Genomic DNA, 18,400 nt, shown 5'->3' with positions numbered 1-18,400 from the left:
CCTTGGACAGAGCCGTCCCCGGCCCTGTCGGATCGGCAGGTCAGACCGGCGAGAAGCCGGCCTCGGTGATGGCGGCCTTGACGGCGGCATCGCTGGCGCTGGTCATGACCCGCACCTTGCGGGCTTCGACGTCGATGGTCAGTTCGGCGGCCGGATCAAGCTCCTTGACCGCGGCCGTCACCCCACGGGCGCAGCCGCCGCAGGTCATGTCGGGAATGGAAAGATCAAGCATCGGGAGTCCTTTCAGATCGGGCGATCACGCTGCCCTGAGCCACAGATGGGGCTTCCCATGGTGTCAAGGTCAAGGGGGGTGGCCGATTTTTCTTGCCGGGCGAGTCCGCCGCCCCCCAAGACCGCATTCCGGGCAAATGCCTATGTTCTTGGCAGAATTTGCCACCGCCCGCCCGGATCGCGCGGCGTCCGACCCGCGCCAAAGTGAAGATCGCCGCCGAAGTCCTTGCAACCACAGGATGCCGTTCGGTTATGCTGGACAGACCGTCCTCAGTGTGTAGTCTTTCGGCCAAGCGGGCGCGCCGGTTCCGGCCAGACCTGCACTCGTGCGACAAATGGGAGGACTACATGGACAGACGTAAATTTCTCGGAACCGCCACGGTAGGCGGCATCGGCGCGGCCGGGGCGTCGCTTTTGGCGACGCCGGTCGTGGCGCAATCCATGCCCAAGGTGACCTGGCGCATGACCTCATCCTTTCCGAAATCGCTGTCGGACACGATTTTCGGCGGCGCCCTGTCGCTGTCGAAATATGTGAGCGAGGCGACCGGCGGCAATTTCGACATCCAGGTCTTTGCCGCGGGCGAACTGGTCCCCGGCGGTGCTGCGGCGACCGATGCGGTCACCACCGGCACGGTCGAGGCGGCGCATACCGTGGCCTATTACTCCTTCGGCAAGGACCCGACCTTCGCGCTGGCCGCGGCCGTGCCCTTCTCGCTTTCGGCGCGGGGCATCAATGCCTGGCACTATTACGGCGGCGGCATCGACCTTTATAACGACTTCATGAAGCAGCATAACATCTATGCCCTGCCCGGCGGCAACACCGGCGTGCAGATGGGCGGCTGGTTCCGCAAGGAGGTCAATTCGGTCGACGACCTCAAGGGCCTGAAGTTCCGCGTCGGCGGTTTCGCCGGCAAGGTGCTGGAGCGTCTGGGCGTGGTGCCGCAGCAGATTCCGGGCGGCGACATCTATCCGGCGCTGGAAAAAGGCACGATCGACGCCGCCGAATGGGTCGGCCCGGCGGATGACGAAAAGCTCGGCTTCGTCAAGGTCGCGCCCTATTACTACTACCCCGGCTGGTGGGAAGGTGGCCCGACCGTCCACTTCTTCTTCGGTCTGGACAAGTTCAACGCCCTGCCGCCGCAGTACCAGGCGCTGCTCAAGACCGCCGCCATGGCTGCGGATGCCAACATGCTGCATGCCTATGACTGGTACAACACCTCGGCCATCAAGCGGCTGGTGGCGTCGGGCGCGCAGCTGCGGCCCTTCTCGAAAGAGATCATGGAGGCCTGCTTCGAGGCCGCCAATGCCGTCTATGCCGACATGGAAGCCAGCAACCCGGCCTTCAAGACGATCTGGAGCTCGATCAAGTCCTTCCGCGGCGAGTACTACACCTGGGCGCAGTTGGCGGAATACAACTACGACACCTTCATGATGATCCAGCAGAACGCCGGCAAGCTCTAAGCCTGCGGCGCTTCGGCCAGAAGACAAAGCCCCGGCACCATCAGGTGCCGGGGCTTTTCCTTGTCGGTCAGGGAAGGCGGGGGGCGCCGGGGCACCCCCCTGTCGCTTCACGGCGCGGGGATCTTGGGCGCGCCCAAACCGCCGCCACCCAGACCACCACCCAGGCCGCCACCGCCCAGTCCGCCACCCAGACCACCGCCAAGGCCGCCTCCCAGGGCGCCGCCAAGCCCGCCGCCCTCCGGCATCACGATCTTGACCTGGCTCACGTCGATCGGCGCGCCCTTGTAGCGCATCACGATGCTCGGGAAGGCGATGACGATGCCGATCATGATGACCTGGATGATCACGAAGGGCACGGCACCCCAGTAGATCTGGCCCGTCGTCACCGGCTCCATCATCTTGCCGGTCACGCGGTCCTTGTAGGGCACTTTCGGCGCCACCGACCGCAGGTAGAAGAGCGAGAAGCCGAAGGGCGGGTGCATGAAGCTGGTCTGCATGTTCACCCCCAGGATCACCCCGAACCAGATCAGGTCGATCCCGAGCTTGTCCGCCGCCGGGGCCAGCAGGGGCACCAGGATGAAGGCCAGCTCGAAGAAGTCGAGGAAGAAGGCCAGCAGGAACACCAGAAGCGAGACCGAGACGAGGAAGCCGATCTGCCCGCCCGGCAGCGAGGTCAGAAGATGCTCGACCCAGAGATGCCCGTTGACCCCGTAGAAGGTCAACGAGAAGACCCGCGCCCCGATCAGGATGAACATCACGAAAGACGACAGCCGCGTGGTCGAGGCCAGCGCCTGCCGGATCACCCCCATGTTGAGCCGCCCCTTCATCGCCGCCAGCAGCATCGAGCCGACCGCGCCCATGGCCCCGCCCTCGGTCGGCGTGGCGATGCCGAGGAAGATCGTGCCGAGGACAAGGAAGATCAGCGCGAGCGGCGGGATCAGCACGATGATCACCTCGCTGGCCAGCCGCGACATCAGGTTCAGCTTGAAGCTGCGGTCGAGAAGGGCGGCGATATAGACGATCACCACCGCCAGCGTCGCACCCAGCACATCGGCATTCACGCCCTGCCCGGCGAAAAGCCAGACCGTGGCGGCATAGCCGATCACCCCGGTCGCGATCAGCGCCACCAGAAGCGAGGTCACGCCATGCCCGAGCGTGCGCGCCTCCTTCGGCAGGGCCGGGGCCCAGTTCGGCCGGATCAGCGTGACGATCAGGACGTAGCTCACATAAAGCGCCGTCAGGATCAGCGAGGGCACCATGGCGCCCTTGTACATGTCGCCCACCGACCGGCCCAGCTGGTCGGCCAGGATGATCAGCACCAGCGAGGGCGGGATGATCTGCGCCAGCGTGCCCGAGGCCGCGATGACCCCGCTTGCCAGCCTGCGGTCATAGCCATAGCGCAGCATGATCGGCAGCGAGATCAGCCCCATCGCGATGACCGAGGCCGCAACCACCCCCGTCGTCGCCGCCAGCAGGGCACCGACGAAGATCACCGCATAGGCCAGACCGCCACGGATCGGTCCGAACAGCTGGCCCACCGTCTCCAACAGGTCCTCGGCCATGCCGGAGCGTTCCAGCACGATGCCCATGAAGGTGAAGAAGGGGATGGCCAGCAGCGTATCGTTCTGCAAGACCCCCCAGAAACGTTCCGGAAGCGCGTTCAGCAGATTCCAGTTGAGGTTGATCGCCCCGTCCGACAAGGGCGCCAGATAGACGCCGATGATGAAGAACAAGAGCCCGTTGGCCGCCAGCGAGAAGGCGACCGGATAACCGGCGAGCAGGAAGACCACCAGCGAGGCGAACATGATCGGCGCCATGTTCTGCGCGATAAGGTCCATCATGATTTTTCCAGAACCTCAGCCAGTTTCTCGCCTTCAAGCTCGGCCGCCTTGTGGGCGGAGATGAAGGGCGTCGGGTCCTCCATGTCGCCGCGCATGATGGCGACCTTCTTGATGATCTCGGAAATGCCCTGCAGTGTCAGCAGCAGGAAGCCGAGCAGAAGCAGAAGCTTGCCCGGCCACATGATCAGCCCGCCCGCATTGTTGGAATACTCGCCCGAATGGTAGGACAGCATCACATAGGGCCAGAGGTAGAAATCCATCAGCACGACGAAGGGCATCAGGAAGAACAGATGGCCCAGAAGGTCGATCCAGTGCTGCCCGCGCCGCGACAGGGTGCCATAGACGATGTCGATGCGGATGTGCTCGTTGTGCTTCAGGGTCATCGCCGCCGCCAGAAGGAAGGCCGCGCCGTAGAGATACCACTGAAGCTCCAGAAACGAATTGGACGAGACGTTGAAAATCTTGCGGACCACCGCATTGGCGGCGCTGACCAGCACGGCGACAAGGATCAGCCAGCCCACCGTCTTGCCGATCCACTCGGTCGCCCTGTCGATGGCACGCGCCAAAGACAATAAATTGCCCATGTGCAATTCCTCCCCTGTCCTGCGGCCATCTCTGCTGGATGGCTCGCCCTATAGTGGCGCGGCGGGGGGAGGTGCGTCAACCGCCCTGTCGGCGGTCGCAGGGGCGGGAAGGACCCGGACGCTAGGTCAATTTGCCGCGCCGGACCCGGTTTTCGGGCCGCCGCGGCAAGTTTGCGGGAGTTTTGCCCGCTTTGTGCAGTTTTTAGGCAGAAGGGCGGCCCCGGGTTTTCCGGCGGCCCGGCCCTGCGGGCCTCAGGCGTGGCGGCGGCTCAGCATGCCCCAGACCACCAGGATGATGATGGCGCCGATGACCGCCCCGACCAGACCCGCGCTCTCGCCCGGGGCATACCAGCCGAGGCTGCTGCCGAGGTAATTGGCGACAAAGGCGCCGACGATGCCAAGGAGCGTGGTCATGATGAAGCCCGAGGGCTCGTTGCGGCCCGGCGTGATGAATTTGGCGATGACACCGGCGACAAAGCCGATGATGATGGTCCACAGAATGCTCATGTGTGATCTCCGGTTCGGACCGGTCATTCCGGCCTGCATGACAGAAAGCTAGAGGCGGAAATCCGCGCGTCCAGCCTGATCTGCAAAGATAAATTCCGGAACCGAAGCGGGCCTTCGCGCGTTGGTTACGCTGCCTCAGACATCGCTGGAAAGGCTCTCCGGGCGCGGCACCGGGGTCTCTGCCGCACTCAGGAAACTCGCCAGGGTGTTGAGCGATTCCACATTGTCGCAGATGACCTTGACGCAGACGAGGAACGGCACCGCCATCAGCGCCCCGGCAATCCCCCAGATCCAGCCCCAGAACACCACGGTGACAAAGACCGAGACGGTGTTCAGCTCCAGCTGGCGGCCCAGAAGCACCGGGGTGATGAACTGGCCCTCGAAGAAGGTCGCGGTCAGATAGACCGCCGGGGCCAGGGCCGCCTGACCCAGATGGTCAAAGGACACCACCGCCACCGCCGTCGCCAGCGCCGCCCCGGACAGCGGCCCGACATAGGGCATGTAATTGACGAGGAAGGCCACCAGCGCCCAGACCAAGGGCTCTGGCATGCCGATCAGCCACATGCCGGTGCCGATCACCACGCCCAGACCGGCGTTGATCATCGTCACCAGCAGCAGATAGCGCGAGACGCTGCGCTCGATCCCGTAGACGATGCGCAACGCGCGTTTCTTGTCGCCAAAGCGCGGGAAGGCGTCGATCAGCTTGACATAGAACATGTCCCCCGAGGCGAGGAGGAACAGCGCCAGCACCAGCGTCACCATCATCGTGGCGAAGATCGAGACGACATTGCTGACCGCCACGGTCAGAAGCCCCGGCGTCTGCACCGCCACCTTCTGCACCTTGGGGTCGGCCGTGCCGGTGGCGATCTGGTCCACCTGATCGGAGGCCTTCTTCATCACCGCCACCGAAGAGGTCAGCGTGTGCAGCTTCTGCTTCAGCTCGGCCCCGAGGTTGGGCGCATCGCTGACCCAGTTCGACACCGGACCGCTGACCAGCAGCGCCGAGCCCGCCACCGCCGTGCCCAGGGCCAGGATCAGCACCGTGGCCGAAACGAAGGGCGGCAGGCCAAAGCGTTGCAGGCCGCGCACCACCGGGCTCAGCGTCAGGGCCATCAGCGTGCCCATCATCAGGGGCAGGATGACCTCCTTGGCGAAGTAAAGCCCCATGGTCAGCAGGACCAGCAGGATCATCCCCAGGGTGCGGCGGATCGCCGTCAGGTCGCGGGTCCGCTGGGCGGCCTCGGACAGGGTGAGATCGGTCTCGTCAGGGCTTGCGATGGCGGTGTCTTGCATGATCAACCCTCTTTCCCCGCAGGGAGCACTGGCCGCGAGTAAGCAAGCGCCACGGGCCAAATTGCAACTGCCAAACCTCGGGCCGCGCAAGATAGGGGCCAAGCACCCCCGCCCTGCCACCACCCGGGCCACCATGCCGCATTGCGCCCCCGTCCAAAGCGCGCAAGCTGCGGCCACACCCCGCTCACAGGAGCCTTCCATGCTGGACTACAGGATCGCGGCCCGCCGGACCTCAAGCCATGGCGCCGAGGCCAGGGCCAAGGAGGCGCTGATCCTCCTCGACACCGACCTTGCCGGGCGCCCCGACGCCTTCAACCCGGCCGAGCTTTTACTGGCCAGCCTCGCCGCCTGCATCCTGAAAGGGGCGGAGCGGGTGCTGCCGCTTCTGAACTTCTCTCTGCAGGGGATCGAGGTTGCGGTGCAGGGCCAGCGCCAGGATGCCCCGCCGAAGATGGTGGCGATCACTTATCAGATCGTGGTCGACACCGAGGAAAGCGACCAGAGGCTGGACCTTCTGCACCGCAACATCCGCAAATACGGCACGATCTCGAACACCCTCGCCGATGCGCTGGACCTGTCGGGCACGATCACCCGGCGCGTCGTCACCCCCTGAACGGCTGCCCCAGCGAGGCCACTGCGTTCAGCCGCAACCGCCTGCGGTTCGACGAGATCAGTGCCAGCATCAGGATCGTGACGCCATAGGGAATGCAGGCGAGGAATTGCGACGGCACCGCCACCCCGATCGCCTGCGCGGTCAGGTCGGTCAGCGACAGCGCCCCGAACAGAAAGGCGCCAAAGACCACCCGCCCGGTCTGCCAGGTGCCGAAGACCACCAGCGCCAGCGCGATCCAGCCGCGCCCCGCGATCATCCCATCGGCCCAGAGCGGGGTATAGACGGTCGAGGCATAGGCCCCCGCCAGCCCCGACAGCGCCCCGCCAAAGGCAATCGCGCCGCAGCGGATCGACAGGACGGGAAAGCCCAGCGCCCGCGCGGCCTTCGGATTCTCGCCCACCGCCCGCAGGATCAGGCCAAGGCGGCTGTGGTTCATCACCGCCCAGATCGCCAGCGCCAGCACGAGGGTCAGCCAGACCACCACATCCTGCGCGAAAAGCCCGCCGATCCCCGGCAACCCGGCCAGTCCCGGCACGGCCAGCTTGGGCAGGGGCAGCAGCGTCTGGCTCTCGAACGCCTTGCCGAAAAGCGAGGAGAGGCCCTGCGCCAGGATCCCCACCGCCAGCCCCGCCACCACCTGATTGGCGACAAAGCCAAGCGCCAGCGCGGCAAAGACCAGCGCAATCGCCACCCCGCCGAAGCCCGCCGCGAGAAACCCCAGGGCGTGGTTGCCGCTGGTATAGGTCACGACGAAGCCCAAAGCCGCGCCCAGCGCCATCATCCCCTCGATGCCAAGGTTCAGCACGCCTGACCGCTCCGTCACCATCTCGCCCAGGGCCGCCAGCAGCATCGGCGTCGCGGCGGCGAGCATGCCAGCCAGAATGAACTCCACCGCGTTCATGATGCGGCCCCCCGGCGCGGCAGCCAGACCACCCGGTTGCGGATGAAGATCAGGCTGGCGAGGTAGAAGACCAGCAAAAGCCCCTGAAACACATAGACGCCCGCCACCGGCAGGTCGGCCGAAACCATCGCATTGTCGCCGCCGATATAAAGCACCGACATCAGGAACGCCGCGATGACGATGCCCAAGGGGTTCAGCCCGCCCAGATAGGCCACGATGATCGCCGCATAGCCATAACCCGTGCTGACCGAGCGTTGCAGCTGGCCCAGCGGCCCCGCCACCTCGCAGGCCCCGGCAAAACCCGCCGCCAGCCCGCCGAGCAGCAGGCTCAGCCAGATGCCGCGGTTCTCGCTGAAACCGGCATAGCTGGCAGCCCGCGGTGCCAGCCCGCTGACCAGCAGCTGATAGCCAGAAAAGCGGTGCCGCATCATCACCCAGGCCAGCGCCGAAACCGCCAGCGCCGCCAGAAGCGAGATATTGACCCGCGTGTCAGGCAGGAGGATCGGCAGTAGCGCCGCATCGGGAAAGATCACCGACTGCGGAAAGTTGAAGCCGTCCGGGTCCTTCCACGGGCCAAGCAGCAGGTAGTTCAGCACCTGATTGGCGATCAGCGTCAGCATCAGGGTCACAAGGATCTCGTTGGCATTGAACCGCGTGCGCAACAGGGCCGCGATCCCGGCCCAGAGCATCCCCGCCACGGCCCCCATCAGGATCATCCCCGGCAGCATCCAGCCCGAGGTGCCCTCAGGATACCAGACCGGCAGGGCCGAGGCGGCAATCGCCCCGATGATCAACTGCCCCTCCGCCCCGATGTTGAAGACATTGGCGCGAAAGCCGATCGCCAGCCCCTGCGCGATCAGGATCAGGGGTGCCGTCTTCAGCAGCACTTCCGAGAAGTTGTACCAGCTGAGAAACGGCTCCAGCAGCAGCGAGTACAGCGCCTGCCCCGCCGGTTTTCCCAGCAGCGCGAACAGGATCAGGCTCGCCAGCGCCGACAGCGCCAGCGAGATCACCGGTGCGGCCACCATCGCCAGACGCGAGGCGCGGTCGCGGCGGATCAGAACCAGCCTCATGCCGCGTCCCCTGCGCCGGGACCAGACATTTGGGCGCCGATCATATAGGCGCCGATCTGGTTGACGGTGGTCGATTGCGTGGCCAGCGCCGGGGTCAGGCGGCCCTTGTGCAGGACATGCAGCGTGTCGCAGATCTCGAACAACTCCTCGATCTCCTCCGAGATGACCAGAACCGCCACGCCCGCATTGCGCATTGCCACCAGCCGCTGGCGGATCTGGGTGGCCGCCCCGATGTCGACGCCCCAGGTCGGCTGCGCGACCAGAAACATCTGCGGCGCGAGTATGACTTCGCGGCCCATGATGAACTTCTGCAGATTGCCGCCCGACAGGGCCCCCGCCTCGGCCTCCGGCCCCGGCGTCCTCACGTCGAAATCGGCGATGACCTGCGCGGTATAGGCCCGCTCGGCCCGGCGCCGGATAAATCCGCGCCGCACCAGTCCCTGCCCGTGCGCCGTCAGAAGCGCGTTATCGGCCAAGGACATCTCGGGCACCGCACCGCGCCCGAGCCGTTCTTCCGGCACGAAGGCAAAGCCAAGCCCGCGCCGCTCTGCCGCCCCCCAGTCGCCCACCGCCTGGCCCAGCAGCCGCACCTCCGCACGCCCGGCGCGCGGCAGGGTCACCTCGCCCGAGATCAGCGCCGCCAGTTCCTGCTGGCCATTGCCCGAGATCCCGGCGATGCCGACAATCTCGCCACTATGCACCGCCAGCGACACGCCGGAGAGAGAGACGCCGAAAGGGTCGTCATTGGCGAAATCGAGGTTCGAAAGTTCCAGCCGCACCTCGCCCAGACCATGCGGCGCGGGGTGCAGCGGGGCTGGCATCTCATGCCCGATCATCAGCCGCGCCAGGTCTTCCGCCGAATGATGCGCCGGATCGACGCGGCCCGTGACCTTGCCCAGACGCAGGATCGTGGCGCTGTCGCAAAGCTCGCGGATCTCTTCCAGCTTGTGGCTGATGAAGAGGATCGCCATTCCCTTGGCCTGCAACTTGCGCAAAGTCTCGAACAGGCGCTGCACGTTCTGCGGCGGCAGGACCGAGGTCGGCTCGTCAAGGATCAGAAGCTCGGGGTCCAGAAGCAGACAACGGATGATCTCCACCCGCTGCCTTTCACCGACCGAAAGGGCATGGACGAGGGCGAAGGGGTCCACCGAAAGACCGAACTCCTCCCCCAAGGCGCGGATGCGGCGGGCGAGGTCGGCCTGACGGCCCGGCACCACCAGCGCCATGTTCTGCACCACGGTCAGGGTCTCGAACAGGGAAAAGTGCTGGAACACCATGCCGATCCCCAGCCGCCGCGCATCGGCGGGGCTGGACAGGCGCACCGGCTGGCCCTTCCACAGGATCGCACCCTCGTCCGGCGCCTCCACCCCATAGATCAGCTTCATCAGGGTGGATTTGCCGGCGCCATTCTCGCCGAGGATGGCATGGATCGAGCCGGCCTCGACCACCAGATCGATGCCGGAATTGGCCACGACCCCGCCGTAGCGTTTGGACACAGCCGAAAGCGTCAGCAGCGGGGTCTGGGTCATCTTACTTCGGCAGGGGCGTGGTGACGCCCTTCACATGCCAATCCATCGACAGGATCGCGTCATCGTCCAGCGTCACCCCGGCCGCCACATGCTCGGCCCCGCTCTGGTCGGTGATCGGCCCGGTGAAGGGCGAGAAGGCGCCGGAGGTCAGCTTGGCTTCCGTCTCGGTGATCTTGGTCATCATGTCGGCCGGGATATCCGCGCTCCAATCCTGCAGCAGCACGCATTTGTCCGCCATGCCAAGCCAGGCCGAGCGGCCCTTGAAGGTGCCCGCGAGGTGGGCTGCGACCGATTCCTTGAAGAAGGGCGCCCAGTCGGTCGCCACACAGCCGAGGTATTTCTTCGGCGCGTAGGCCTTCATCGAGGAGTTGAGGTTGAAGACATAGGCCCCCGCCGCCTCGCAAGCCGTCACGACCGAGGGCGTGTCCTGCGCGTTGGAGAAGATCACGTCACAGCCCTGCGACAATAGCGCCTTGGCGGCGTTCTGCTCCGAGGCCGGGTCGAACCAGGAGTTCACCCAGACCACCGAAACCTCGATCGCCGGGTCGACCGATTGCGCGCCCAGCGTCCAGGCGTTGATCGAGGTGATCAGTTCCGGGATCGGGAAGGCGCCGACGCAGCCGATCTTCTTGGTCTTGGTCAGCGTGGCCGCGGCCATGCCCATCAGGTACGTGCCCTGATAATAGCGGGCGCCAAAGGGCGAGAAGTTCGGCGCGGTCTTGTAGCCCGAAGCATGCAGGATGGTGACATCGGGATGCTTCTTGGCCAGCTTCAAGCCGCCTTCCATATAGCCGAAGGAGCCGAGGATGACGACCTTGTTGCCGTCCGCCACGGTCTTGTTCATGATCCGGTCGCCGTCCGGACCTTCGGCGACATTCTCCAGGAGCGTCACCTTGATCTTGTCGCCATATTCGGCCTCCAAGGCCTTGGTGCCCAGTTCCAGCGTATGGGACCAGCCGACATCCGCGGCGGGCGAGGGCACGATCAGCGCCACTTTCAGCACATCGGCGGCAAAGGCCGGGACCGGCAGGGCCAGGGCGGTGCCGGCGGCGAGCGAGGTTTTCAGAAAGGCACGACGGTTGACTTGGGTCATGGGTTTTCCTCTGTTGGATCAGTTTGTTATCTTGTGAAAGGCGGCTTCGGCACGGGTGAAGAGGTCGCGCTCGTCAAGGCCCGGGAAGGCGCCATCCGCCCAGACGATCCGCCCGTTGATCATGGTCATGTCCACCGCCATGCCGACGCCGACCTTGGCCAGCAGGCTCGCCGGGTCATGCCTTGTGCCGACATAGTCAAGCCTGCGGGTGTCGATGGCGAAAAGATCCGCCGCCATGCCGGGGGCGAGGTGGCCGATGTCCTTCCTCCCCAGCACATCTGCGCCGCCTTGCGTGGCATAATGCAGGAAGGCCGAAGGCTCGGGCACCGGATGCTTGCGGCTTTTGGCCACCAGACATTGCAGCATGTAGCCGGAATGGATGCAGTGCATCAGGTTGGAATTGTCGTTCGAGGCCGTGCCATCGACGCCCAGCCCCAGCCGCAGACCCAAGGCCTGCATCGCCGGAATATCGGTGACCTCGGCGCCGACGAGATAGACCGGCTCCGGGCAATGGGCGACGCCGGTCCGGCTGGCGGCCAGTTGCGCCAGCTCGCCATGCGACAGCTCCCAGCAATGGGCGTACCAGACATCCGGCCCGGCAAAGCCGATCTCCTCCAGGTAATCCACCGTCCGCTTGCCGGTCCGCGCCTGCATGACCGGGCTTTCCCCCTCGCCCACATGGGTGTGCAACAGCACGCCCTTGTCGCGGGCAAGGCGGACCGATTCCACGAAGGTCTCGCGGTAGCCATTCACCGGCTGACAGGGCGAGACGGCGACCTGCCGCATGCTGAAGGGCCCGGCGTCGTGATAGCTGTCGATCAGCCTTTCGCAATCGGACAGGAATTCGTCCGTCGTCTCCAGCATCTCGTCGGGGATCGTGCTGCCCTCCGACTTCGGCAGCGAATTGCCGCCGCGCCCGGCATGCAGGCGGATGCCGAACATCTCGGCCGCTTCGAACTGGCGGTCGACGATGCGGGTGCCGGCATGGCGGGGGAAGTTGTATTGGTGGTCAAAGGCGGTGGTGCAGCCATGCTTGATCAGCTCGGCCAGGGCCACCACGGTCGAATGGTAGAAGGCCTCCTCGGTCAGGCGGGAGAAGATCGGATAGATCCGGTCCAGCCATTCGATCACCGAAAGCTTGGTCCAGTCCAGATCGGCGCGGTTCCTCACGAAGGTCTGGAAGAAATGGTGATGGGTGTTGACCAGACCCGGGTAGACGAACCACCCCGTCGCATCAAGGACTTGGGTGCCAGCAGGCAAGGGCCCCTGCGACAGATCCGGCCCGATGGCGCGGATCGCCGGACCCTCGACCCATATATCCTGCCCGCGCAGCACCGGCGCCGTGGCCGAGGGGACGATGGCGGCGCAGTTCTTCAGCAAATAGCCCATCAGACGCGCTCCACCGATGTTTTCGGCGCGGGGCGCAGCTCGTGCAGCCGGTGGATGCCCGGCATTTCGATGAAACGGTCGAGGGCGCGGACCGCCCTGCTCCACAACCGGACCGAGGGGTAGGCGTCCAGGCTGACCCCGCCATCCCCGGCCAGCGCCACCGCCGGGAAACAGGCGATATCGGCGATCGAGGGCGTCTGGCCCACCAGCCACAGCCCGTCTGCAAAGCGGCGCTCGACCAGATGCGCCTCCATCTCGCGCAAGGCGTCGTGGCCCGCCGCGCGCAGCGCCTCGATATCGCCGGGGTAAAGCAGCATGTCATGCAGCCGCGCCATGCCAAGGCTGGCGCCAAGCCGGGCCGAGAAGGCCAGCCATTGCTGCACCTCGGCCGGCGCTGTCCCCATCCAGACGGTGCCCTGCGCCAAATGCACCAGCATCGCGGTGCTTTCGGTCAGGATCAGATCGCCGTCGACCAGCACCGGGATCGTCCCCGCCGGGTTGATCGCCCGGAACGCCACCGAGCGATGTTCGCGCCCAGGGTGAAAATCCACCGCGATCTGATCCAGCTTCACGCCCACCAAAGCCGCCATCAGGCGCACCTTGTAGCAGCTGGCGCTCAGCACATAGTCATACAGGATCATGCCGCCACCATCTGCGCGCCATAGGTCAGGCCCCGCCGCTTCAACCAGCGCCGATAGGCGATCGAGGTCAGGTCGGCCTGGGTCGGACTTTCCATCCCCGGGTCGAGGGGCAAAAGCCGCGGGATCTGGTTTTCCAGGATCGAGCGGTCCTGCAGGAAGATCATCTGCTGAAAGGCGATCAGCTCCGCCTGCGGGGTCACGTCATCGAACAGCGCCATCCAGGGCCAGACATCGCAGAGCTCCTCGGTCAGGGGCTGCACGAAGATCGCGATCACGTCCCATTCATCGGGCCTGACCGGGCAGGTCTTGTAGAGGACCGAGGCCGTCGGCGCCGGCACCCGGTACATGTATTCCGTCACGATGCCGCCCTCGGCCGATTTGGCGGCTTGCGGCTGGTAGAAATGCACCTTGGTGGCCCAGACCTCATCGACCTCTTCGCGGATCTGCACCTCGTAGCGGTTGACCTCGGTATGGGGTTCAGCGCCGAGGATATCGGTATGGACGAAGGGGAAATGCGCGATGTCGAGGAAGTTTTCCACCGCGCGCAGCGGCGAACATTTCACCCGCACCACCCCCACATCGACCAGCCGGCGGCCGGGCTGATCCGCCTCGGGCAGGGCGAAGAGGGGATGCGCCGGGGTGCCGGGGCAAGCCCAGACATGGCCATAGGCCAGCGTCACCGCAAGGTCACGGCCCGCGCCCGTCACCCTGATGCCGGAGGCGTCGCGAAAGACCCGGATCGCCTCGCCCAGCAGCATCGTGTCGCGCCCGGCCGCGGACACCATCGCGGTCATGCCCACCGGATACCATTCGTTCAGAACCGCCGCCGTGGTCATGCCGCATCCCCCATTTCCAACTTCCGCCGCAGCGCCTCCAGCCAGCGCGAGACTTCCACCCTGTCGCCCGCAGCCGCGGCCAAAGCGTGGACCCGGGTCTGGCCGGTGGCAAGCACCTGCAGCACGAGGCACAGCGCCACCTCGCGCCCGCCGATGCTGACCTTACCGCGCAGGACGCCTTCGCCTGCAAGGCCCGAGACCACCACCGGCGCGTCGAAGGTCAGCGAGCGGACGGGCACCAGACCCGCAAGGTCGGGCAAGGGGTCGGTCGTGCCCTCGGGGGCGACCCAGATCACGCCATCCGCCTCGACACAGGCAAAGGAGGTGGCGCGGATCGCGGAAGGCGGCACCAAATCGGGATGCGCCGGAATGCGGCTGCAGGCGCCCGAGGTGCCGTAGACCCAGCCGTGGTAGATGCAGGACAACGTCTCGCCCCGCACGAAGCCATGGCTCAGCCGCATGCCGCGGTGCTGGCAGCGGTCCTTCCAGGCGGCGATCCGGCCCGCGGCGCTGCGCCAGATCGCCAGATCCTGCGCGCCCCAGGCGCCCGCCATCACCACCCCGGCCGGCAAGTCCTGCGACAAGCCATTGGCGATCCAAGCTGATGTCATCCCGCTTCCAACCCTTCCCAAACGCCGCGCGACGCGCTGCCGCATTGCAGCCCAAGACCGCGGCAAATGCACGACCCCTGACGCGGCACCTGCCGAAAAAAGCCCTCAAATTGGGCGGCACCGGAAAAGATGATCACAAATCAGGCGAAGATCTAAGCGGATTCCGACGGCAGCGCGCGGTTTTTCGGCGCGCGGCGGACCTCGTCCACCAGGACCTCCTGCGGGCCAAGGCTGCAGCCCAGCGCCATCGCGTCCAGAAGGTCTGGCGGGCCGGAAACCGTCACCTCGACCAGATCCGGCCGCTGCGCCTCGACCGAGGCGGTCAGACCCAGCCGCCCGGCATGGCGCAGGATCCAGCCGGCAAAACCCGCGGCCCCGACATCGCCGGTGATCGCAAAGCCTTCGGTCCGGGTGGCGTTCGCGTCCAGTTCAGCCGCCCGTCATGGCCGCGACCAGCGCGCCATGATCGCGCGCGATCAGCGCCTTGTAGGCGGCGAGCTTTTCGGGCGTGAAATGCTGCTCTTGGGCCAGAAGGTTGACCGTGCCGAGGACCGGACCATCACCCGCAAAAATCGGGATGTTGATGCAGGAGCCGAGGCCAAGCGAGGTGATCAGCGCATGGTCGAAGAAGTATTTCGCAAACTCCGGCGTGGTATTGGCCACGAAGACCTGCCGCGCGCCGATGCATTGGTCGTACCAGCCGTCCTTCTCGATCGGCTTGGTGCCGCTGACCGGATATTCCACCGGATGCGAGGTGTAGGACCGCCGCGCAAGGCCTGCGGCCTCGTCCTGCACGGTCACGGTGAAAAGGCGCGTGCCAAGCGCGGCGCAGTCGGTGTGGAGGGTGTCATAGATGCTCATGGCGCGCATATCGCCACAGGCCCCGCGCCAAGACAAGCCGGGATCGCACGGGAAATTGAGCGGCTCCGCCGGGGTGTGGGCGCGGTTTTTTGCCCTTCGCCCGGAAAACAGGGTTGCCAGAGGCCCCGCTGCGGCGCATTCCCGGACATATCGCCCATGCCCGCAGGTCACGCCAAGAGGTCGCCCATGTCTGCCAAACGCAAGATCAGCATCCCGATGATGCGACGCTCGCGGGCCTTGATGGTGTCCTCGCGCCTGTGGAAATCGCGGCTGGTCTTCTGGGCCGGGGCCCTGGCGACCGGCGTCATCTCAGCCGGTTTCGCGGTGGCGGCCGACCGCGCGCAGGGGGTGTTTTCGGCCATGACCGCCGGGGGTTGGCACCGCTGGCTGCCGCTGCTCATCACGCCTTTGGGCATGATGTTCAGCGCCTGGATGGCGTTCCGCTACTTTTCCGGATCGCAGGGCAGCGGCATTCCCCAGGCCATCGCCGCCCGCCACCTGCGCGACGACGAGGAGCGCGGCCATCTTCTGTCGATGCGGCTGGTCCTGGGCAAGATCTTCCTGACCATCCTCGGCCTCGCCACCGGCGCCTCGATCGGGCGCGAGGGGCCGACGGTGCAGGTCGGCGCCTCGCTGATGTTGCTGTCGGCGCGGGTCGGCGGCATGGCCCATGCCAAGGGTTTGATTCTGGCCGGTTCCGCCGCCGGGATCGCCGCGGCCTTCAACACCCCCCTCGCCGGGATCGTCTTTGCGATCGAGGAGATGTCGCGCGCCTATGACTCGCGGTCGAACGGCGTGGTCTTGTCGGCGGTGATCATCGCGGGCGTGGCCTCGCTGGGCCTGCAGGGCAGCTATACCTATTTCGGCGTCATGCATGTGAACGCGGTCTTTCCGGGCGACTGGCCGCTGGTCATCGCCTGTGGCGTCTGTGGTGGAGCCTTCGGTGCGGTGTTCAGCGCCCTGACCCTGCGCATCGGCCGCCGCCTGCGCCGCTGGCATGTCGGGGCCGACTGGCACAAGGTGGTGATCGTCGCCGGTCTCGCCGGGCTGATCGTCGCCGGCGTCGGCATCGCCACCGGCGGCCTGACCTTCGGCACCAGCTATGCCGAGGCGCGTTCGGTGGTCGAGGGCCATCCCCTGCCGTGGTATTTCTTCCTCGGCAAGTTCGTGGCCACCCTCGCCTCCACCGTCTCGGGCATTCCGGGCGGGCTCTTTGCGCCCTCGCTGGCCGTGGGGGCGGGTCTGGGCAGCGTGATGGCGATGGTCTTCGGCTCCTCCGCCAGCCTCGCCGCCGTTCTGGGCATGTCGGGCTATTTCGCCGGCGTCGTGCAGGCGCCGATGACCGCCTTCGTGATCATCATGGAAATGACCGGCAACCATGACAATGTGGTGCCGATCATGGCTTCGGCGATGCTGGGCTATGGCACCTCGCGCCTGATCGCGCGCGAGCCCTTGTACCACGCGCTCAGCCGGATCTGGGTGGCCGACACGATCCGCAAGATGCGCCATGCCGCGGTCGAGGTGCCCGCAGCCCCCCTGCCCTAGGCGGGAGCGCCGTCCCAGCGCCCCGAGGACAGGATCACCCAGCCCTCCGCCGCCTCTGGCGCGGGTGGCGGCGTGGCGCCCTGTTCCCAGACCATGAGGAGGATATGGTCCGGCACGCTCGCCCCCGCCTCGGCCATGGCCTGCCACAACAGGCCGAAGCCCTCCATCATCAGCCCCTCGGCGTAGAACGGGATCTCTTCGGCATCCAGCATCTCGGTCGCGTCATCCTGGACCTGCCAGCCTTCCTCGACCTCGGCAGCCCAGAGCACCTCGCCCTCCAGCCCGGGATGGCGGGCGGCAAGGCGGGTCAGCGGGGCGAGAAAGGCCTCGGGCGTCAGGGCGGGGGAGGAGGAGGATGGTCCGGTCATAGCCGCAGTCCTGCCGCAAGGCCGCAAGACTGGCAAGGGGTCCCTTCCATTTGCCCCCCGCCTTTCCCATATCAGACTGGGGCGCCCCGTGGTGCGGCGCCCGGGCCGGAGGATCGGATGCCGTTCATTTTGCTGGTGGTGATAGGGGCCGCGGCGGGGTTTCTCGCCACACGGATGATGCGGCTGCAGACCGATGTCCCGACCACCGTGGCCATCGGCATCGCTGGTGCGATCATCGGCGGCCTGGTGATCCGGGCGCTGATCCTGCTGACCGGCGTCATGGCGGGCTTCGTCGGCGCCGTGCTGGGCGCGCTGGTGCTGATCTGGCTGTGGAAGACCTATTTCCGCCGCCGCTGAGCGCCGATTCACCCAAGCCGCTTCAGGGCATCCTTCAGCTTGAAGCCCTTCTCGCCGGCACCCTCCCACAGGATCTGCCCCTGCCAGGCCGAAAACAGCATCGAGGCGCGTTCGGCATCATGCAGCCGCGCCGCAAGCAACCCCTCGACCCGGGCCCGCCACTCCGCCGCACGCAGGCGCAGGCGGGCGTGGCGCAGGCTGGCCGCCAGAAGCGCCGTCATCGGCAGGCTGGCGCTGCGCTCGGTCAGGGCCTTGAGCAGCGCCTGCGCCCCCTTGTCATGGGCCACGACCTCGGCCTCGACCTCGGAGGCCAGCGCATCCAGCCTGTCCCAGCCCCAGGCCAGGGCCGCCTCGACCATCACCGGCAGCCCGCCATAGCGCTGCACCAGCGAGGCCCCGGCCAGACCGGTCGCCCGCGACACCGCGGAAAAAGCCACCGCCTTTTCGCCCTCTGCGGCGATCAGCTGAAGGATGGCGGAAAAGACCTGGGAATCGGGAAGGGTGCGGGGACGTGCCATGGCCCAACGGTAGCCCAGCCTCCGCGAATGGCAAGCCGAACCTCGGGCTCACCGCGCCACGCCCCCGCCCTCCCAAGGCCCGAGCCGGTTGGCCGCAGGCCAGAGGCGAGACGGAACCTTGCGCCGCAGGCGCGCCTCTGGATCACGG

Annotated in this window: 21 protein-coding genes; 4 read left to right on the top strand and 17 right to left on the bottom strand. The window is 66.4% G+C overall.

The window, feature by feature from the left end; translation table 11 throughout:
* Window positions 1–40: 40 nt before the first annotated feature.
* Window positions 41–232, bottom strand: coding sequence for a heavy-metal-associated domain-containing protein (locus AC1DZT_RS18885; RefSeq protein ID WP_478008195.1), 192 nt, complete (start codon window positions 230–232; stop codon window positions 41–43).
* A gap of 347 nt (window positions 233–579) precedes the next feature.
* Here AC1DZT_RS18885 and AC1DZT_RS18880 point away from each other — a divergent pair, with 347 nt between their 5' ends.
* Window positions 580–1,692 carry a TRAP transporter substrate-binding protein gene (locus AC1DZT_RS18880; protein ID WP_478008194.1) on the top strand — a complete coding sequence of 371 codons (1,113 nt, stop codon included), beginning with the start codon at window positions 580–582 and terminating at the stop codon, window positions 1,690–1,692.
* 107 nt (window positions 1,693–1,799) lie between these two features.
* On the opposite strand, the gene AC1DZT_RS18875 is transcribed toward AC1DZT_RS18880, so the two are convergent.
* From AC1DZT_RS18875 to AC1DZT_RS18860, 4 genes are all read right to left on the bottom strand, one after another.
* On the bottom strand, window positions 1,800–3,533 hold the full coding sequence (locus tag AC1DZT_RS18875; RefSeq protein WP_478008193.1) for a TRAP transporter large permease: 1,734 nt from the start codon (window positions 3,531–3,533) through the stop codon (window positions 1,800–1,802).
* Complete coding sequence (locus AC1DZT_RS18870; protein ID WP_478008192.1) at window positions 3,530–4,117, bottom strand: TRAP transporter small permease subunit; 588 nt, start codon at window positions 4,115–4,117, stop codon at window positions 3,530–3,532. The genes AC1DZT_RS18875 and AC1DZT_RS18870 overlap by 4 nt, the downstream gene beginning before the upstream one ends.
* A 252-nt stretch (window positions 4,118–4,369) precedes the next feature.
* Window positions 4,370–4,624: a GlsB/YeaQ/YmgE family stress response membrane protein gene (locus tag AC1DZT_RS18865; RefSeq protein ID WP_478008191.1), complete on the bottom strand. Its 255-nt coding sequence runs from the start codon at window positions 4,622–4,624 to the stop codon at window positions 4,370–4,372.
* Window positions 4,625–4,759: 135 nt separating this feature from the next.
* Complete coding sequence (locus AC1DZT_RS18860) at window positions 4,760–5,917, bottom strand: AI-2E family transporter (protein ID WP_478008190.1); 1,158 nt, start codon at window positions 5,915–5,917, stop codon at window positions 4,760–4,762.
* Window positions 5,918–6,116: 199 nt separating this feature from the next.
* Here AC1DZT_RS18860 and AC1DZT_RS18855 point away from each other — a divergent pair, with 199 nt between their 5' ends.
* On the top strand, window positions 6,117–6,530 hold the full coding sequence (locus tag AC1DZT_RS18855; protein WP_478008189.1) for an OsmC family protein: 414 nt from the start codon (window positions 6,117–6,119) through the stop codon (window positions 6,528–6,530).
* On the opposite strand, the gene AC1DZT_RS18850 is transcribed toward AC1DZT_RS18855, so the two are convergent.
* The 10 genes from AC1DZT_RS18850 to AC1DZT_RS18805 all read right to left on the bottom strand — a co-directional run bounded on the left by AC1DZT_RS18850 (window position 6,520) and on the right by AC1DZT_RS18805 (window position 15,464).
* Complete coding sequence (locus AC1DZT_RS18850) at window positions 6,520–7,431, bottom strand: ABC transporter permease (RefSeq protein WP_478008188.1); 912 nt, start codon at window positions 7,429–7,431, stop codon at window positions 6,520–6,522. The two genes, AC1DZT_RS18855 and AC1DZT_RS18850, sit on opposite strands and share 11 nt — an antisense overlap.
* The gene (locus tag AC1DZT_RS18845; protein ID WP_478008187.1) at window positions 7,428–8,504 is read right to left on the bottom strand and encodes an ABC transporter permease; all 1,077 of its coding nucleotides are present in this window, start codon (window positions 8,502–8,504) and stop codon (window positions 7,428–7,430) included. The genes AC1DZT_RS18850 and AC1DZT_RS18845 overlap by 4 nt, the downstream gene beginning before the upstream one ends.
* Complete coding sequence (locus tag AC1DZT_RS18840) at window positions 8,501–10,033, bottom strand: ABC transporter ATP-binding protein (RefSeq protein ID WP_478008186.1); 1,533 nt, start codon at window positions 10,031–10,033, stop codon at window positions 8,501–8,503. Before AC1DZT_RS18840 ends, AC1DZT_RS18845 begins: the two co-directional genes overlap by 4 nt.
* A gap of 1 nt (window position 10,034) precedes the next feature.
* Complete coding sequence (locus tag AC1DZT_RS18835; RefSeq protein WP_478008185.1) at window positions 10,035–11,126, bottom strand: BMP family ABC transporter substrate-binding protein; 1,092 nt, start codon at window positions 11,124–11,126, stop codon at window positions 10,035–10,037.
* 18 nt (window positions 11,127–11,144) lie between these two features.
* Window positions 11,145–12,515 carry an amidohydrolase gene (locus AC1DZT_RS18830; protein WP_478008184.1) on the bottom strand — a complete coding sequence of 457 codons (1,371 nt, stop codon included), beginning with the start codon at window positions 12,513–12,515 and terminating at the stop codon, window positions 11,145–11,147.
* Complete coding sequence (locus AC1DZT_RS18825) at window positions 12,515–13,156, bottom strand: glutathione S-transferase family protein (RefSeq protein ID WP_478008183.1); 642 nt, start codon at window positions 13,154–13,156, stop codon at window positions 12,515–12,517. The genes AC1DZT_RS18830 and AC1DZT_RS18825 overlap by 1 nt, the downstream gene beginning before the upstream one ends.
* The gene (locus tag AC1DZT_RS18820) at window positions 13,153–13,914 is read right to left on the bottom strand and encodes an aromatic ring-hydroxylating dioxygenase subunit alpha (protein ID WP_478008218.1); all 762 of its coding nucleotides are present in this window, start codon (window positions 13,912–13,914) and stop codon (window positions 13,153–13,155) included. Before AC1DZT_RS18820 ends, AC1DZT_RS18825 begins: the two co-directional genes overlap by 4 nt.
* A gap of 74 nt (window positions 13,915–13,988) precedes the next feature.
* Window positions 13,989–14,603 (bottom strand): Rieske 2Fe-2S domain-containing protein, encoded by a 615-nt coding sequence (locus tag AC1DZT_RS18815; RefSeq protein ID WP_478008182.1) that lies wholly within the window; start codon window positions 14,601–14,603, stop codon window positions 13,989–13,991.
* Between the two features lie 152 nt (window positions 14,604–14,755).
* Window positions 14,756–14,995 carry an acylphosphatase gene (locus AC1DZT_RS18810; protein WP_478008217.1) on the bottom strand — a complete coding sequence of 80 codons (240 nt, stop codon included), beginning with the start codon at window positions 14,993–14,995 and terminating at the stop codon, window positions 14,756–14,758.
* A 37-nt stretch (window positions 14,996–15,032) separates the two neighbouring features.
* Window positions 15,033–15,464, bottom strand: coding sequence for a GAF domain-containing protein (locus AC1DZT_RS18805; protein WP_478008181.1), 432 nt, complete (start codon window positions 15,462–15,464; stop codon window positions 15,033–15,035).
* A gap of 186 nt (window positions 15,465–15,650) precedes the next feature.
* On the opposite strand from AC1DZT_RS18805, the gene AC1DZT_RS18800 reads away from it, so the two are divergent.
* Window positions 15,651–17,009, top strand: a complete 1,359-nt coding sequence (locus tag AC1DZT_RS18800) for a chloride channel protein (protein ID WP_478008180.1) — start codon at window positions 15,651–15,653, stop codon at window positions 17,007–17,009.
* Here the strand turns inward: AC1DZT_RS18800 and AC1DZT_RS18795 are convergent.
* Window positions 17,006–17,377, bottom strand: a complete 372-nt coding sequence (locus AC1DZT_RS18795) for a hypothetical protein (protein ID WP_478008179.1) — start codon at window positions 17,375–17,377, stop codon at window positions 17,006–17,008. The genes AC1DZT_RS18800 and AC1DZT_RS18795 overlap by 4 nt on opposite strands.
* Window positions 17,378–17,494: 117 nt before the next feature.
* Here AC1DZT_RS18795 and AC1DZT_RS18790 point away from each other — a divergent pair, with 117 nt between their 5' ends.
* Window positions 17,495–17,734, top strand: a complete 240-nt coding sequence (locus AC1DZT_RS18790; protein ID WP_478008178.1) for a GlsB/YeaQ/YmgE family stress response membrane protein — start codon at window positions 17,495–17,497, stop codon at window positions 17,732–17,734.
* 8 nt (window positions 17,735–17,742) lie between these two features.
* Here the strand turns inward: AC1DZT_RS18790 and AC1DZT_RS18785 are convergent, their stop codons facing one another.
* A complete protein-coding gene (locus tag AC1DZT_RS18785; RefSeq protein WP_478008177.1) occupies window positions 17,743–18,252 on the bottom strand; it encodes a TetR/AcrR family transcriptional regulator in 510 nt (169 codons plus the stop codon).
* Window positions 18,253–18,400 lie beyond the last annotated feature (148 nt).

It is taken from the genome of Rhodobacter sp. P1_C2 (genome assembly GCF_056406375.1).
The sequence above is the reverse complement of the archived record's forward strand: the minus strand, read 5'-3'. Positions and strand labels throughout refer to the sequence as shown.

What these genes read in the sequence shown, in the direction of transcription:
- AC1DZT_RS18855 (WP_478008189.1), top strand. Translation starts at nt 6,117, where the DNA reads ATGCTGGACTACAGGATCGCGGCCCGCCGGACCTCAAGCCATGGCGCC.
- AC1DZT_RS18840 (WP_478008186.1), bottom strand. Translation starts at nt 10,033, where the DNA reads ATGACCCAGACCCCGCTGCTGACGCTTTCGGCTGTGTCCAAACGCTAC.
- AC1DZT_RS18790 (WP_478008178.1), top strand. Translation starts at nt 17,495, where the DNA reads ATGCCGTTCATTTTGCTGGTGGTGATAGGGGCCGCGGCGGGGTTTCTC.
- AC1DZT_RS18880 (WP_478008194.1), top strand. Translation starts at nt 580, where the DNA reads ATGGACAGACGTAAATTTCTCGGAACCGCCACGGTAGGCGGCATCGGC.
- AC1DZT_RS18875 (WP_478008193.1), bottom strand. Translation starts at nt 3,533, where the DNA reads ATGATGGACCTTATCGCGCAGAACATGGCGCCGATCATGTTCGCCTCG.
- AC1DZT_RS18835 (WP_478008185.1), bottom strand. Translation starts at nt 11,126, where the DNA reads ATGACCCAAGTCAACCGTCGTGCCTTTCTGAAAACCTCGCTCGCCGCC.
- AC1DZT_RS18820 (WP_478008218.1), bottom strand. Translation starts at nt 13,914, where the DNA reads ATGCTGCTGGGCGAGGCGATCCGGGTCTTTCGCGACGCCTCCGGCATC.
- AC1DZT_RS18845 (WP_478008187.1), bottom strand. Translation starts at nt 8,504, where the DNA reads ATGAGGCTGGTTCTGATCCGCCGCGACCGCGCCTCGCGTCTGGCGATG.
- AC1DZT_RS18870 (WP_478008192.1), bottom strand. Translation starts at nt 4,117, where the DNA reads ATGGGCAATTTATTGTCTTTGGCGCGTGCCATCGACAGGGCGACCGAG.
- AC1DZT_RS18865 (WP_478008191.1), bottom strand. Translation starts at nt 4,624, where the DNA reads ATGAGCATTCTGTGGACCATCATCATCGGCTTTGTCGCCGGTGTCATC.
- AC1DZT_RS18825 (WP_478008183.1), bottom strand. Translation starts at nt 13,156, where the DNA reads ATGATCCTGTATGACTATGTGCTGAGCGCCAGCTGCTACAAGGTGCGC.
- AC1DZT_RS18830 (WP_478008184.1), bottom strand. Translation starts at nt 12,515, where the DNA reads ATGGGCTATTTGCTGAAGAACTGCGCCGCCATCGTCCCCTCGGCCACG.
- AC1DZT_RS18860 (WP_478008190.1), bottom strand. Translation starts at nt 5,917, where the DNA reads ATGCAAGACACCGCCATCGCAAGCCCTGACGAGACCGATCTCACCCTG.
- AC1DZT_RS18805 (WP_478008181.1), bottom strand. Translation starts at nt 15,464, where the DNA reads ATGAGCATCTATGACACCCTCCACACCGACTGCGCCGCGCTTGGCACG.
- AC1DZT_RS18885 (WP_478008195.1), bottom strand. Translation starts at nt 232, where the DNA reads ATGCTTGATCTTTCCATTCCCGACATGACCTGCGGCGGCTGCGCCCGT.
- AC1DZT_RS18785 (WP_478008177.1), bottom strand. Translation starts at nt 18,252, where the DNA reads ATGGCACGTCCCCGCACCCTTCCCGATTCCCAGGTCTTTTCCGCCATC.
- AC1DZT_RS18850 (WP_478008188.1), bottom strand. Translation starts at nt 7,431, where the DNA reads ATGAACGCGGTGGAGTTCATTCTGGCTGGCATGCTCGCCGCCGCGACG.
- AC1DZT_RS18815 (WP_478008182.1), bottom strand. Translation starts at nt 14,603, where the DNA reads ATGACATCAGCTTGGATCGCCAATGGCTTGTCGCAGGACTTGCCGGCC.
- AC1DZT_RS18800 (WP_478008180.1), top strand. Translation starts at nt 15,651, where the DNA reads ATGTCTGCCAAACGCAAGATCAGCATCCCGATGATGCGACGCTCGCGG.
- AC1DZT_RS18795 (WP_478008179.1), bottom strand. Translation starts at nt 17,377, where the DNA reads ATGACCGGACCATCCTCCTCCTCCCCCGCCCTGACGCCCGAGGCCTTT.